Genomic DNA, 14,677 nt, shown 5'->3' with positions numbered 1-14,677 from the left:
GCGGATCACGGGAAATCGGGAAACGGGCGCGTGCTGGCCCGAAGGCCGGCGCCAGCATCTGCCCCGGTCCGTGACGGAGGCGTCAGTATTCAGGTTGGCTCGACGCCGAACAGCGCATCGAGCGCGGCGCGGGTGAGCTTGCCGGTTTCGTTGCGCGGCAGCGCGTCGACGCGGCGGATGCGCCGCGGCAGGAACACCGGATCGATGCCGGCGCGCAGCGCGTCGAGCAGCGTGGCGTCGTCGAGCGCAGGGTCGGCGACGACGGCCGAGACGATGCGACGCACGCCGGTCCTGCCCGGCGTCTCGCACTGGCAGATCACGCCGTCGCGCACGCCGTCGATCGCCAGCAGTCGGCGCGTGAGGTCGGCCAGCGAGGCGCGCTTGCCGGCGATCTCGATCATGTCGGCCTGGCGCCCGCGCAGCACGAAGCGGCCGTCGGCATCGAGTTCGACCAGATCGGCCAGCATCACCGGCGCGGGCAGATGCGGCGCGCCGACCAGGGTGCCGTCGGGCACCGGCTGCAGGCGCACGCCGGCGAACGGCGTCCAAGCGGTGTCGGTCGCGGTGCGGCGACGCGCGAGGATGCAGGTCTCCGTGGACCCGAACAGTTCGCGCACCTCGCAACCGAAGCGCGCCTCGGCGGACGCGGCCAGCGCCTGCGGCAGCGGCGCGGTCGCCGTCGCGATGCCGGCCAGCGGCGGCAGCGCGACGCCCGATTCGACCAGCGCGCGCAGGTGCACCGGCGTGGTCACGAGCAGCGCCGGCCCCGGCGCATCGCGCAGCGCCGAGGCGATGTCCTCGGCGAAGAACGGACGCCCGCCATGCACCGACACGTCGCCGAGCAGCGGCAGCAGGATCGACATCTCCAGCCCGTACATGTGCTGCGGCGGCACCGTCGCGACGACCGGCGTCGTGCCCGCGCCGAACAGATCGGCGAGCGCGTCGAGGTTCTGCCGCGTGCTCGCGTGGAAGCTGCCCCAGGTCTTGGGATTCGCGCTCGGCGTGCCGGTGCTGCCGGAGGTGAAGCCGATCGCGACCAGCGCGTCGGCATCGAGCGCGGGCGGCGCGCCTTCGCGCAGCGGCAGCACGTCGGGCAGGCGCAGGTAATGCGGCGGCGTGGGCACGACGCCGGGCATCGCGTCGCAGCCGCAGTGGTCGCGATCGCCGATGCAGTAACTGTCGGGATGCCGCGCGCGCACGTCGTCGATCGCGCCGCGGGTCCGCGACGGCGGCAGCAGCGTGGTCTGGCCGCGCAGCGCCACGGCGCAGAACGCGACCAGGAAGCGGTAGCGGTCCTCGCACAGGTTCAGCGCCTGCGGCACGTCGGGCAGCAGCGCGGCGACGCCGTGGACGTGCGCGACGAAAGTCGCCAGCGGCACCCGGTGGCCGGCATCGAAGGCGACCACCCGGTCGGCATCGCCCGCGACCAGCGGCAACAGCCGACGGTCCTGCAGGGTCTGTGCGCACATCACTACCGACATCGATCCTTCGCTCCTGACGCGTCCGCGCGCCCGGAACGGCGCGTCGAAACCGCCTTTTAGCTTACGCTGGGCGCCCTGTCCGACGCCAAACGCGGGATGTTCAGCGAACACAACAGCCTGCGGGCCGGCCCGGTCCGCTGCGCCTGGCGCGACTACCGGCGCGGGCAGCGCGCCGAATCCCTGGTCCGCCCCTGGCTCGCCGCCGCGCTGCGCGTGCCGGTCGATGCGCTCGGCCTGCAGCGCGATGCCTATGGCCGGCCGCAGCTCGCGGTCGCCGGTCGCGCGGACCTCGGCGGCCGGTTCGACACCAACTGGAGCCACAGCGGCGAGCATCTGCTGGTCGCGCTCGGCGACGGCGTCGATGTCGGCGTCGACATCGAATGGCTGCGGCCACGGCCACGCTCGATGGCGCTGGCGGACCGCTTCTTCGCGCCGTCGGAAGCGGCGGCGCTGGCACGCTTGCCGCCGGCCGAGGCCGAGGCCGCGTTCGTACGCCTGTGGTGCGCGAAGGAAGCCGTGCTCAAGGCCCACGGCCACGGCCTGTCGTTCGGCCTGCATCGTCTCTGCTTCGCCGCCGAGGGCGACCGCTGGCGGCTGGTCGACTGCGATCCGGCCCTCGGCACGCCGGCCGACTGGGCCCTGCACGCGTTCGTCCCGGCGCCCGGCTATCTGGCGACGCTGGCGTGGCGCGCGACGCGCGTCGCCCCCTGAGCGCCCGTCACCGCACCGCGGCCTTCTACAATGCGCGCCATGAGCGAACCCGACGATCCCGCGCTGCGCGACACCCTCACGGCCGGGCTGCGCACCCTGCAGCTCGACCCCGCCCTCGCCGAGCCGCTGCTGGCCTATCTCGCGCTGCTGGCGCGCTGGAACCGCACCTACAACCTCACCGCGATCCGCGACCCGCACGACATGGTCGTGCGCCATCTGCTCGATTCGCTGGCGATGGTGCCCTTCGTGACCGACGTGCCGACGCTGGCCGACCTCGGCACCGGTCCGGGCCTGCCGGGCATTCCACTGGCGATCGCGCTGCCGTCGCTGCGGGTCACCCTGGTCGAATCCAACGGCAAGAAGGCGCGCTTCCTGCGCGAGGCCGTGCGCACGCTGACGCTCGCCAATGCCGAGGTCGCCGAGGCGCGGATCGAAGCGGTCGACCGGCCGGGCGCGTTCGCCGCGATCACCGCGCGGGCGCTCGCGACCCTGCCCGACATCCTCGCCGCCGGCGGTCACCTGCTCGCCGCCGACGGCCGCCTGCTGGCGATGAAGGGCGTGCGCCCCGACGACGAGATCGCCGCGCTGCCGGCGGGCTGGAGCGTGACCGCGGTGCACCCGCTGCAGGTGCCGGGCCTCGATGCCGAGCGGCACCTGGTGGTCGTCGCGCGCGTCTGAGCGCCGGACGCACCGGCGACGACGGCAACGGTCCGGCACGGCCGATCCCGCGCCGAGACCGGTCCCACACGCATCCGCAGCGCGCAGCCACGACCCGCCGGGCCCGGGTTACCCCCGTCGACCCGTGGGGGGCATAATCCCCGGTCCGGCCGTCGCCCGCGCCAGCCGGACTTCCTTCCTCACCCCCCCCGGAGCCCATGGCCCGCATCATCGCCATTGCCAACCAGAAAGGCGGCGTCGGCAAGACGACGACGGCCGTGAACCTGGCGGCGGCCCTGGCCCGCACGCCCAAGCGCGTGCTGCTGGTGGACCTCGATTCGCAGGGCAACGCGACGATGGGCGTGGGCATCGACAAGACCCTCGTGCACGCGTCGACCTGCGACGTGCTGCTGGGCGAGGTCGAGGCGATCGACACGATCGTGCAGACCGAGGAAGACGTCGACCTGATTCCCGGCAACACCGACCTGACCGCGGCCGAGCTCGAGCTGATGGACCAGGAAGGCCGCGAGCAGCGCCTCAAGCGCGCGCTCGAACCGCTGCGCGGCCAGTACGACTACATCCTCATCGACTGCCCGCCGGCGCTGTCGCTGCTGACGCTCAACGCGTTGACCGCGGCCGACTCGGTGCTGGTGCCGATGCAGTGCGAGTACTACGCGCTGGAAGGCCTGACCGCGCTGCTGCAGACCATCGACGCGATCAAGCAGAACCTCAATCCCGGCCTCGAGGTCGAGGGCGTGCTGCGCACCATGTTCGACGTGCGCAACAACCTCGCCAACGCGGTCTCGGCCGAGCTGACCAACCATTTCGGCGACAAGGTGTTCCGCACCATCGTGCCGCGCAACGTGCGTCTCGCCGAAGCGCCGAGCCACGGCCAGAGCATCGTCGGCTACGACAAGGCCTCGCGCGGCGCGATCGCCTATCTCGGCTTGGCCGGCGAGATCGTGCGCCGCCAGCGCGAGCGCGACCAGACGGCGGCCACGCCGGACATCACAGGGACGGAGACCGCGGCATGACGACGCCCAAGACGCCGGCGAAGGCACCGGCGAAGAAGCGCGGCCTCGGGCGCGGCCTCGAAGCCCTGCTCGGCCCCAAGGCCGCCGCCGAGGCGCCGGTGCTGGAAGCCACCGAGCAGGACACGCTGCGCACGCTGCCGGTCGACGCGCTGATCGCCGGCAAGTACCAGCCGCGCAAGCACTGGGACGCCGACAAGCTCACCGAGCTGGCCGAGTCGATCAAGGCGCAGGGCGTGATCCAGCCGATCGTCGTGCGGCCGCTGCCCGACCGTACCTTCGAGATCATCGCCGGCGAGCGTCGCTGGCGCGCGTCGAAGCAGGCGGGCCTGACCGAGATTCCGGTGGTCGTGCGCAACGTCGAGGACCGCACGGTCGTCGCGATGGCGCTGATCGAGAACATCCAGCGCGAAGACCTCAATCCGCTGGAAGAAGCCACCGCGCTGCAGCGCCTGATCGACGAATTCGACCTGACCCATGCGCAGGCCGCCGAGGCCGTCGGCCGCTCCCGCGCCGCCGTGTCCAACCTGCTGCGCCTGCTGGAACTGCCCACCGCGATCCGCATCCTGGTCGAATCCAAGCAGCTCGAGATGGGCCACGCCCGCGCGCTGCTGACGCTGTCGCCGGAGCTCGCCAGCCGGCTCGCGTCCGAGGCCGTCGAGCACGGCTGGTCGGTGCGCGAAGTCGAACACCGCGCGCAGCAGTTCGCCGCCGGCAAGGTGCCGGGCGGCAACACCCGCACCGCCGCACGTGCCAAGGCGCGCCCGCAGGCCGACATCGCCTCGCTCGAGAACGAGCTGTCGGAATCGCTCGGCACCCGCGTATCGATCGCCAACGGCCGCGGCAACAAGGGCCGGCTGGTGATCCACTACAGCAGCCTCGACACCCTCGACGGCGTGCTGGAGCGGCTGCGCGCGCAGCGCTGATCGAATCGCCCGTTTCGCGGACGCCGCAGCCCATGCGCTGCGCGTCAGCGGCCGCGCATCCCCTCGCGACGCAGCGGCACCCGTTCCACAGGCTCCAGCGGCGTCAGCCGCTTCTCCGGCAACCGCGGCACGTCGAGATCGGGCCGCGTCAGCCGCGACGGCACGCGTGCGACGAGGCAGCCGCGCATCCGGTAATCGCCGCTCACCGCGCGATCCGTCTCCGCGTCGCGATAGGCGACGAACTTGATGCGGCTGCCGCGGTCGGCATGCAGCGGCCCGTCCGCCGCCGCGGTCCAGACGATCGCAGCCCCCTCGCGCCGCATGCCGTACCAGCCGCTCTCGCCATCCACGCTCACCGCCAGATCGCCGGCCCGCAGCCCGGGACCGCGCAGCGTCGCGCGGACCTCGCGGATCTCCAGATGGCGGTCTGCGGGAATGAAATCCGAGGCGGCGCCCCCGGCGGTGACCCGCGGCTGCAGCACGAAGCTGCCGCTGTTCTCGAACGGCTGCGCACACAGGCGGGTGACCTGCGAGATGTCGGGCGGTTGCCAGTCCGCGAACGCCGCGACCAGTTCGGGACTGAACGGCGGCGCGGCCGACAGCGATGGCGCGAATGCAGGCAGCAGTGCGAGCCCGCAGGCCGCGCGGATGACGAGACGACGCATGACGATCCCCGGAGGTCCCGGCGCGGAATCGCCGGTGTCTCCAGACCCAACGCGAAACGCGGCGGCGCGCGACCATCGCGCCCGACGCGGCCTGCAGCGGCGATCGCTGGAATTGTGTAACGCGGCATGCGGCCACTACCCTGCGCCGATGTTCCGTCGCCCCACCCCCGCCCATTGGACGCGCCTGCTGTTGCTGGCGCTGCTGGTGCTGGGCGTGATCGGCGCGCCGGTGCTGGCGGCGATCGGCAGCACCCACGACCTGTTCCACGACGCCGGAAGGACCGCTCACACGCACGACATCGGACATGCCGATGCGGGCGATGAAGACGACGGCGCCGCCGGCCTGCTGCATGCCGCGATGCATTGCGCGACCTGCGGCGGTCACACCTCGGCGCTGCCGGCCACACCGACGATGATCGGCCCTGCGTCTGCACAGCCTTTCGAGGCGGCTGTGGCCCACACCGCACCGACGCGCCGGCCCGATTCCCTGCTGCGCCCGCCGATTTCCGCATGACGCCCGCGCCGGCCTGAAGCCGGCTTTTCGTCATCCCGAAATTGGAGCATTCCCATGTTGTTGCGATTGGCGGCCCTGGCCGCCCTCGCCGCTGCGCCGTGCCTTGTGGCCGCGCAGTCGGCGCCCCTGCCCGTGCGCGAAAGCGCGCAGGGCCTGACCCTCGATGACGCGTTCGCGCGTGTCGCGCAGGCCCACCCGGATCTGCGTCTGTTCGACGGCCAGCGCGCGGTGTTCGATGCCGAACGCGAGGTCGCTGCGCAACGACCGCCGCTGGAGGCCGGCATCGAGATCGAGAACCTCGGCCTCGCTTCCCCTGCCCGCACGCTCGAAACCACGCTGACGCTCGCCGGTGTGTTCGAACGCGGCGGCAAACCCGATGCACGACGCGCGCTCGCACAGACCCGCATCGATGCGCTCGCCCTGCAACGCGAAACCGCGCGCGTCGATCTGCTGGCCGAAACCGCGCGTCGGCATCTCGCCATCGTCATCGCGACGCGTCGCTTGGCCATCGCTCAGGCCGATGTCGCGCAACGTACGCGCTTCGTTGCATCCGCGCGCCAGCGCTTCGCGGCAGGCGCATCCCCCGAAGCGGTCGTGCTGACCGCACAGGCGGCGCAGGCGCAGGCCGAACTGCTGGCTGCCAATGCGCGACAGGAGATCGAGACCGCGCAGCGCAGCCTATCGATGCTGTGGGGTGATCCGGAGGGTGCCTTCGACATCGTCGAAGGCGACCCGCTGGCGCTGCCCGACATCGCCGATCTCGACGCGCTGCGCGCCCTGCTCGCGCGATCGCCCGAGCTGCTGCAGTTCAACGATCGTGAAAGCATCGCAGAAGCACGACTGCAGCTCGCGCGCAGCGACGCCACGCCCGACATCGGATGGCAGGCCGGCATCCGCCATCAGCGCGAGAATGGCGATACCTCGCTGGTCAGCGGCTTCGTCGTGCCGCTCGGCAGTCGCACGCGCGCGCAGCCCGGCATGCGCGCGGCGGCGGCGGAGCTGGCCCTCGTCTCGATCGAACGCGACGCCGGGGAGCGTGCGCTGCAGGCCACCCTGGCCGAAGCACACGGCCGGTATCGCGTCGCGCAGACGGCCGTCTCGCTGCTCGCGCGCGATGTCCTGCCGCGTCTGACCCGTGCCGCCAGCGCCACCGAACACGCGTGGCGCGCGGGCGCCGTGTCGTCTCTCGAATGGTCGCAACTGCAGGACGCGCGCAGCGATGCGCAGCGCCAGCAACTCGACGCCGCCGAAGCCGCGCAGATCGCCCTGATCGAACTGCAGCGCCTGACCGGCCAGTCCCTCGTCGTCGCGACCGCGACGCCCACACCGTTCGAAGGAGACGCCCGATGAGGACGTTCAAACATGTCGCCGCGGCGCCGCTCACCCTCGCACTGATGCTGGGACTGCCCGCGTGCAGCGCGCCGTCGACCACGCCTGCCGCCGACACAACCGGCGCGCCTGCCGAGGTATCCACGGACGACCATGCCGATGACGGGCACGAAGACGACGCGCATGCAGACGACGCCACGACCATCGCGGCTGATATCGCCGACGACGTCGGCATCCGCGTCGCACCCGCCGCGGCCGGCACGATCGCCGACCAGCACGAAGTGCAAGGCCTGCTGACCACGCTGGAAACCGGCAACGCCCGCGTGACCGCACGCTTCCCAGGCCCGATCCGCCGCCTGCACGCCGAAGTCGGCGACCGCGTGCGCGCCGGCCAAGTGCTGGCGACGATCGAGAGCAACCTCAGTCTGTCGACGTACACGGTCACCGCGCCGATCAGCGGCACGGTGCTCGCGCGCAATGCGTCCGTTGGCCAGAGCGCCGGCGAGGGCGCGGTGCTGTACGAGATCGCCGACCTGTCGACGCTGTGGGTCGACCTGCATGTGTTCGGCCGCGATGCCGAGCATCTCGCCGCCGGCTCGCCGGTGACGATCAGCCGCCTCGGCGACGGCGCGACTGCCGACACGCGCATCGACCGCGTCCTGCCCGGCACCGCGACCGCGAGCCAGAGCACGATCGCCCGCGCCACGCTCGACAACGCTGATGGCCAGTGGCGCCCCGGCTCGGCCGTGCGCGCGATGGTCACCGTGTCGACGCAGCCGGCGGATCTCGTCGTGCCGCTGACCGCTTTGCAACAGATGGACGGCCGCGACGTGGTGTTCGTGCGCGAGGGCGATCGCTACGAGAAACGCACGGTGACGCTCGGGAGGCGCGATGCGCGACGGGTCGAGATCGTCGAGGGCATGGCGGTGGGCGAGGACGTGGTGATCGAACAGAGCTACACGATCAAGGCGGATCTGGAGAAGGCGGGAGCGGGTCATGCGCATTGAGGGTGCGGTGCTCAGATCGTGCGGGGCCCTGAGGCTTCCCGGACCACTCGGGCCTCGTCATTCCCGCGCAGGCGGGAATCCAGGGACTTCGCTTTTCGTTCTCGCCTCAGACCACCTAATGCCGTCACGGAAGTCACTGGATTCCCGCCTGCGCGGGAATGACGGTGAAGGAAGCTGTCGACACAACGGGAAATCGCAAATGTCCGTGCAGCGGCTGGGCGCTGCACTAATGCTCACTGCAGACGCGAGACACCCAAGCATCGGAGCTCCCCATGCTTGAGCCCCTCATCCACGCCTCCATCCGCCACCGCTGGCTGGTGCTCGCCGCGACGTTGCTGCTCATCGCCGTCGGCGGCTGGAGTTTCACCAAACTCCCGATCGACGCGACGCCCGACATCACCAACGTGCAGGTACAGATCAACACTTCGGCGCCGGGCTACTCGCCGCTGGAAACCGAACAGCGCGTCACCTTTCCCATCGAGACCGCGCTCGGGGGATTGCCGCGTCTCGACTACACGCGTTCGTTGTCGGCGTACGGCCTGTCGCAGGTCACCGTCGTGTTCGAGGACGGCACCGATCTGTATTTCGCGCGGCAGCAGGTGGCCGAGCGTGTGCAGCAGGTGAAGGGGCAACTGCCGGACGATGTCGACCCGACGCTCGGCCCCGTCGCGACGGGACTCGGCGAAATCTTCATGTACACGGTCGAGGCCGCACCCGATGCACGCAAGCCGGACGGCACGCCGTTCACGGCGACCGATCTGCGCACGTTGCAGGACTGGGTCGTGCGGCCGCAGATGCGCAACGTGCGTGGCGTGACCGAGGTCGACACCATTGGCGGCTTCGCGCGGCAGGTGCACATCACGCCGGATCCGGCGTTGCTGGTCGCGCTCGATTTCACGTTCGAGGATGTCGTCACCGCGGTCGCCAACAACAACCGCAACGTCGGCGCCGGCTACATCGAACGCAACGGCCAGCAGTTGCTGGTGCGTGTGCCGGGCCAGGTGGCCGATGTCGAGGCGATCGGCAACATCGTGATGGCGCGCCGCGATGGCGTGCCGATCCACGTGCACGATGTGGCGAGCGTCGGCGAAGGCCGGGAACTGCGCACCGGCGCGGCCACGCAGAACGGTGCGGAAGTCGTGCTCGGCACGGTGTTGATGCTGTTCGGCGAGAACAGCCGCACCGTGGCGCAGGCTGCGGCGCAGCGGCTGGAGGCGACGAATGCAAGCCTGCCCGACGGCGTGCGCGCAGTCGCGGTCTACGACCGCACGGCGCTGGTCGACCGCACCATCCGCACCGTCGCCAAAAACCTCATCGAAGGCGCCCTGCTGGTAATCGTGGTGCTGTTCCTGCTGCTCGGCAACGTGCGCGCGGCGCTGCTGACCGCGCTGGTGATCCCGCTGACGATGCTGTTCACCGTCATCGGCATGCGCCACGGCGGCGTGTCCGGGAATCTGATGAGCATGGGCGCGCTGGACTTCGGTCTGATCGTCGACGGCGCCGTGATCATCGTCGAGAACTGCCTGCGCCGCTTCGGCGAAGCGCAGCAGCGGCTCGGCCGCCTGCTCGATACGCGCGAGCGGCACGCGGTCGCGGCCTCGGCCAGCGCCGAGGTGATCCGGCCCAGTCTGTTCGGGCTCGGCATCATCGCCGCGGTCTATCTGCCGGTGTTCGCGCTCGAAGGCGTGGAAGGCAAGATGTTCCATCCGATGGCGATCACCGTCGTGCTGGCATTGACCGGCGCGATGCTTCTATCGCTGACCTTCGTGCCGGCGACCATCGCGTTGCTGCTGCGCGGCCGCGTCGCCGAGCACGACAACCGGGTGATGCGCGCGGCACGTCGCGGCTATGCGCCCGCGCTCGACTGGGCGCTGCGACACGGACGCTGGCTCGTCGGCGGCGCGCTGGTGCTGGTGCTGGCCTGCGGCTGGCTGGCCACGAGAATGGGCAGCGAGTTCATCCCGGGCCTCGACGAGGGCGACATCGCACTGCATGCGATGCGTGTGCCCGGCACCGGCATCGAACAATCGGTGGCGATGCAGCGTGCACTGGAACGCCGTCTGCTGCAGGTGCCGGAAGTCGCACGCGTGTTTTCGAAGATCGGCACCGCCGAAGTCGCCAACGATCCGATGCCGCCGTCGGTTGCCGATACCTTCCTGATCCTCGCGCCACGCGCCGACTGGCCCGATCCGCGCAAGCCACGCGCCACGCTGGTTGGCGAACTCGAAGCGATCGCCGAGACCATGCCCGGCAACAATTACGAGTTCACCCAGCCGATCCAGATGCGCTTCAACGAACTGATCTCCGGCGTGCGCAGCGACGTGGCGGTGAAGATCCAGGGCGACGATCTCGAGACCCTGCAGGCCGTGGCGACCGAGGCCGAACGTGTGCTGCAGGGCATCGACGGCGCCGCCGACGTGCGCATCGAAGCCGTCGACGGCCTGCCGCTGCTCGAGATCGCGCCCGAGCCGCGTGCGATGGCGCGCTACGGGCTCAATCCCGGCGATGTGCAACGCGTGGTCGCCGCGGCGATCGGTGGGGAGACGGCGGGGCAACTGTTCGACGGCGACCGGCGGTTCGACATCGTCGTGCGCCTGCCCGAATCGCTGCGCGGTGATCCCGCAGCGCTCGCCGACCTGCCGATTCCGCTCGCGGGCACCGCAGCCGACAGCGCCGACGAATCCGACCGCAGCGGCAGCTGGGCCAGTGGCACGCCACGCACCGCGCCTTTGCGCGAGGTGGCGACGATCGGCACGCAACTCGCGCCGAACCAGATCAACCGCGAGAACGGCAAGCGCCGCATCGTCGTCACCGCCAACGTGCGCGGGCGCGATCTGGGCGGCTTCGTCGGCGAGCTGCAGACCGCGGTCGCCGCTTCGGTCACGCTGCCCACCGGGTACTGGATCAACTACGGCGGCACGTTCGAACAGCTGGCCTCGGCCAGCCAGCGTCTGTCGCTGGTCGTGCCGCTGACACTGGCGGTGATCCTCGCGCTGCTGTTCATGGCGTTCGGCTCGCTGCGCGATGCGCTGGTGGTCTTCAGCGGCGTGCCGCTCGCGCTCACAGGCGGCGTGCTCGCACTGGCGGCGCGCGGCATTCCGCTGTCGATCTCGGCCGGCGTCGGCTTCATCGCACTGTCGGGCGTCGCCGTGCTCAACGGCCTGGTGATGCTGACCTTCGTCCGCAAGCTGCGCGACGACGGTCTCGACCTGCACACCGCGATCGTCGACGGCGCACTCGGGCGCCTGCGCCCCGTCCTGATGACGGCACTGGTCGCCTCGCTCGGCTTCGTGCCGATGGCGTTCAACGTCGGCGCCGGTGCGGAAGTGCAGCGCCCGCTGGCGACGGTGGTCATCGGCGGCATCATCTCGTCGACGCTGTTGACCCTGCTGGTGTTGCCGGTGCTGTACCGGTGGGTGCATCGGCGGGACGCGCCTGTATGAGCGCTACCGGAGAACGCCGGCTCGACGGCCGGTACCGGGCCCGGCAACCCGAAGGTCTCGCTCACGCGGGCACCTGGTGCTGCGATCGCGCCCGATGGGAGAAATGCGTGAGGGCACTTCCCGCGACGCTTCTGTCTTCAGCGCCCGCCACCACCCCCGCCCCCACCGCCGCCACCCGAAGACCCGCCACCACCGCCACCGAACGAACTGCCCGACGAGCTACCGGGCGGTGACGCGGACGAGGCGATCTGCGAGGCGAAGCCGCTGCCGATTGCCTTGCTGAAACCGGCAATATCGCCGATGCCGGTGCCGCCGCCGCGGCCGGTCGCGTGGTACCAGGCGATCGACGAGGTCGCGGCGGCGACGGCGGCGCTGCCGACGGCGGCGGTGAACTTCTGCGTCCATGCATCTTCGACCTCCAGCGCCACCGCGTAGGGCAACAGGAATTCGAAGCGTCCCGCGTCCAATGTGGGTTCGGCGTCGCCCGGGCCCTGCAGGCGCTGCAGGTCCTGCTTGTCGGCGACGGTGAGGTAACGGCGGAAGCCTTCGATGCGATCGCGCATTGCGCGGCCTTCCGGCGTGATCGCCGGCAACAGGAACGCGAACACGATGAACGTCACGACCATCGCCCCGATCACCGGAATCGCCAGGACCAGGCCGGTGCCCGTGCCGACGCCGAACACGACCGCCGCGACCGAGAACGCCAGTGCGATCAGCGCCATCGCGCCGATGCTGCCGGCGTTGTACTTGTAGAGTCCCTGCCGGAAGCGCGTGCCCATCGCCTGCTTGATGCGCCGCTGGTGGGCCGCGAGGATCGTCTGCATGCGGCTGGCGTTCTTCTTGTCGAAGGCCAGCGTGTCGCCGGTCTTGAACAGGTCCGCGAGCAGCGCCTGCTGCCCGGCATCGAGCGTGCCGCCACCGGATGCACGCGCGACGTGCCAGTCCTCGTCCAGCAACTTGCCCTCGCGATGCACGGTCACGTGTCCGGCCACGGCCAGCGCCAGCACGTCCGCCGAGAACGCGCGCGTGTCGACGTGATTCTTCTCGATGTAGCGCAGCGTCGCCGGCGGCAGCGCGTCGGGCGGATCGTAGGTCACGACGACCGTGCCCGGCTTGGGGTCGCGACCCACCTGGCGCCAGCGCAGCACGCCGAACACCAACATCGCGAGCAGCCCGGCCAGCGCGATCAACGCCGCGCGATTGTCGTCGAGCAGCCACAGCAGGCGCTGGTTGCGCGTCGGCTCGGGGATCAGCCCCTTGGGGAACGCCAGCGTCGTCGTGAGGCCTTCGCCCGGTTGCAGCGGTTCAGTCAGCGTCCAGCGCGCCTCGCCCGGCGCCGTGACCGCCGCACGGCAGGCCTGCGCACGCGAGCCCTGCGGACCGGTCCAGCATTCCGCCAGCAGGTCGGCCGCGGGCACGGCCCGGGGCAGGCGCAGCGTCGCGCTGCCGGTGTCGATCGGGAAGTCCCAGCCGGTGCCGATCGCGTTCCAGTACAGCTCGTCGTGGGTGTCGAAGAACCCGATCTGCCGCGTCACGCGGTAGCGCAGCGTGTAGGTGAACTCGGCCGGCACCGGCAGGACATCGTCGTTGCCGGTGTTGATGCGCACGCCGTTGGCCAGGTTCTCGATGAAGAACGGCTCCGGCTGCCCGTCACGCTGCAGGCCCAGCATCTCAAAATCGACCGCGATGCGGTTGCCGAGCCGGTCCTTGTAGCGCGTCGGGAACGTGCGGTAGATGCCGCGGCGGATGTTCTCGCCCTCCGCCCGCACGCGGATGCGCTCGGTGACATCGAGACTGCCGTCCGCATCGAGTTGCAGATCGCTGTCGTAGGACAGGATGCGTTCCTGCGCCAGCAGGGGCGCAGCGCACAGCAACAGCAGGATCGACAGCAGCAGACGGAACATCGGGCAACTCCAGTGGGTCATGCGCATCCGGCACCCGGGCAGGACGCGTCCAGCTGGCGATGCTAACGCGGACGCGATGCAGTGCAGGCGTCGCATGGTCGGCATCGCCCGGAATGCGCGGTCGTCTCCACCCCGGTCGCGACGATGCGCCACTCCGGCAATCGGCAATCGGCGATCCGCGTGACCTCGCGCTAGCGCTTGCCCACCGAGACGCCGCAGGCCCGCAACACGGGACCGCTGACCAGGGCGCCGAGAATGGCGCACGGCGTGCCCCACAGCACCACCGCGACGTAGATCATCGACGCGCCGCCGCCGGAGTAGGGCTGCACGCAGTCGATGTAGTACGCGGTCATCAGCCACGGCGCGACGCCGAGACATGCACCGACCGCCCGCAGCGGGTTGGCGGTGACCAGCGACACCAGCGCAGGCAGCAGCGGCAGCGCGAGGAACATGCCCGTGACCGAAAGGAACTCGAGCAGATCGTGCTGGTAGCACGCGAAGCTGTTGAACGCCTGCAGCGCCACCACGCAGGCGATAGCCCCGATTCCGATGAGAACTGCGCGTCGATGGGTAATGAGCATGAAACCTGCGTTCGAGTGGGGCCGATCCGCGGCAGCGCCTGCTCTACCCGGGCGCGCGTCGGTGACCGATCGTAACCGACGCGGTTGCAACGCTGCCAAGCCTCACAGCAAGCGCATAACGCATGACATTCACCACTCAGGCGCGTGGCGCGTGCGGCGGGACGCTCCGTTCGTGCGAGATCTCGTTTCAGTCGAGCCATGCCGATGATCTCTCTGCTCAAGGATGGCGGACACGCTGCTAAATGCGCTGTTCCTAAGCGAGTTCCGACTTCACTAGCTTCCTTGCTTAGTCGCGAGTAAGTGGTCTGTGGCGCCTAACGCCTGAATTAAGCCGACCCCCGAAGCGGGCTCGGCTTGAATGAATTGTTAAGTCGCTTACCGGGCTTGGTTATAGCAAGCAACTGACTCCTCCGTTGCATACAAACCAC

Annotated in this window: 12 protein-coding genes; 8 read left to right on the top strand and 4 right to left on the bottom strand. The window is 70.3% G+C overall.

Annotated features, from left to right (window positions below):
• Nucleotides 1-89 precede the first annotated feature (89 nt).
• Nucleotides 90-1,481, bottom strand: coding sequence for an AMP-binding protein (locus tag CJ022_RS08740; protein WP_425490823.1), 1,392 nt, complete (start codon nucleotides 1,479-1,481; stop codon nucleotides 90-92).
• Nucleotides 1,482-1,577: 96 nt separating this feature from the next.
• Here CJ022_RS08740 and CJ022_RS08735 point away from each other — a divergent pair, with 96 nt between their 5' ends.
• The 4 genes from CJ022_RS08735 to CJ022_RS08720 all read left to right on the top strand — a co-directional run bounded on the left by CJ022_RS08735 (nucleotide 1,578) and on the right by CJ022_RS08720 (nucleotide 4,806).
• Complete coding sequence (locus CJ022_RS08735; protein ID WP_101926273.1) at nucleotides 1,578-2,192, top strand: 4'-phosphopantetheinyl transferase family protein; 615 nt, start codon at nucleotides 1,578-1,580, stop codon at nucleotides 2,190-2,192.
• A 39-nt stretch (nucleotides 2,193-2,231) separates the two neighbouring features.
• Nucleotides 2,232-2,870: a 16S rRNA (guanine(527)-N(7))-methyltransferase RsmG gene (gene rsmG, locus CJ022_RS08730; protein ID WP_233198663.1), complete on the top strand. Its 639-nt coding sequence runs from the start codon at nucleotides 2,232-2,234 to the stop codon at nucleotides 2,868-2,870.
• A 197-nt stretch (nucleotides 2,871-3,067) separates the two neighbouring features.
• Nucleotides 3,068-3,883: a ParA family protein gene (locus tag CJ022_RS08725; protein ID WP_101926271.1), complete on the top strand. Its 816-nt coding sequence runs from the start codon at nucleotides 3,068-3,070 to the stop codon at nucleotides 3,881-3,883.
• Nucleotides 3,880-4,806: a ParB/RepB/Spo0J family partition protein gene (locus tag CJ022_RS08720; RefSeq protein WP_101926270.1), complete on the top strand. Its 927-nt coding sequence runs from the start codon at nucleotides 3,880-3,882 to the stop codon at nucleotides 4,804-4,806. The genes CJ022_RS08725 and CJ022_RS08720 overlap by 4 nt, the downstream gene beginning before the upstream one ends.
• A 44-nt stretch (nucleotides 4,807-4,850) precedes the next feature.
• Here the strand turns inward: CJ022_RS08720 and CJ022_RS08715 are convergent, their stop codons facing one another.
• Nucleotides 4,851-5,471 (bottom strand): hypothetical protein, encoded by a 621-nt coding sequence (locus CJ022_RS08715; protein WP_101926269.1) that lies wholly within the window; start codon nucleotides 5,469-5,471, stop codon nucleotides 4,851-4,853.
• A 148-nt stretch (nucleotides 5,472-5,619) separates the two neighbouring features.
• Here CJ022_RS08715 and CJ022_RS08710 point away from each other — a divergent pair, with 148 nt between their 5' ends.
• The 4 genes from CJ022_RS08710 to CJ022_RS08695 all read left to right on the top strand — a co-directional run bounded on the left by CJ022_RS08710 (nucleotide 5,620) and on the right by CJ022_RS08695 (nucleotide 11,764).
• Nucleotides 5,620-5,985, top strand: coding sequence for a DUF2946 family protein (locus CJ022_RS08710; protein WP_101926268.1), 366 nt, complete (start codon nucleotides 5,620-5,622; stop codon nucleotides 5,983-5,985).
• Between the two features lie 54 nt (nucleotides 5,986-6,039).
• Nucleotides 6,040-7,335: a TolC family protein gene (locus CJ022_RS08705; RefSeq protein ID WP_101926267.1), complete on the top strand. Its 1,296-nt coding sequence runs from the start codon at nucleotides 6,040-6,042 to the stop codon at nucleotides 7,333-7,335.
• Complete coding sequence (locus CJ022_RS08700; protein ID WP_233198662.1) at nucleotides 7,332-8,321, top strand: efflux RND transporter periplasmic adaptor subunit; 990 nt, start codon at nucleotides 7,332-7,334, stop codon at nucleotides 8,319-8,321. The genes CJ022_RS08705 and CJ022_RS08700 overlap by 4 nt, the downstream gene beginning before the upstream one ends.
• A gap of 272 nt (nucleotides 8,322-8,593) precedes the next feature.
• Nucleotides 8,594-11,764: an efflux RND transporter permease subunit gene (locus CJ022_RS08695; RefSeq protein ID WP_101926266.1), complete on the top strand. Its 3,171-nt coding sequence runs from the start codon at nucleotides 8,594-8,596 to the stop codon at nucleotides 11,762-11,764.
• A gap of 137 nt (nucleotides 11,765-11,901) precedes the next feature.
• Here the strand turns inward: CJ022_RS08695 and CJ022_RS08690 are convergent, their stop codons facing one another.
• Nucleotides 11,902-13,668: a DUF2207 domain-containing protein gene (locus CJ022_RS08690; RefSeq protein WP_158238381.1), complete on the bottom strand. Its 1,767-nt coding sequence runs from the start codon at nucleotides 13,666-13,668 to the stop codon at nucleotides 11,902-11,904.
• A 191-nt stretch (nucleotides 13,669-13,859) separates the two neighbouring features.
• Nucleotides 13,860-14,249 carry a Na+:solute symporter gene (locus CJ022_RS08685; protein WP_101926264.1) on the bottom strand — a complete coding sequence of 130 codons (390 nt, stop codon included), beginning with the start codon at nucleotides 14,247-14,249 and terminating at the stop codon, nucleotides 13,860-13,862.
• Nucleotides 14,250-14,677 lie beyond the last annotated feature (428 nt).

The sequence above is a fragment of the Luteimonas rhizosphaerae genome (assembly GCF_002849595.1).
In the GTDB taxonomy this organism is placed as follows: Bacteria; Pseudomonadota; Gammaproteobacteria; order Xanthomonadales; family Xanthomonadaceae; genus Luteimonas; species Luteimonas cellulosilyticus.
The sequence above is the reverse complement of the archived record's forward strand: the minus strand, read 5'-3'. Positions and strand labels throughout refer to the sequence as shown.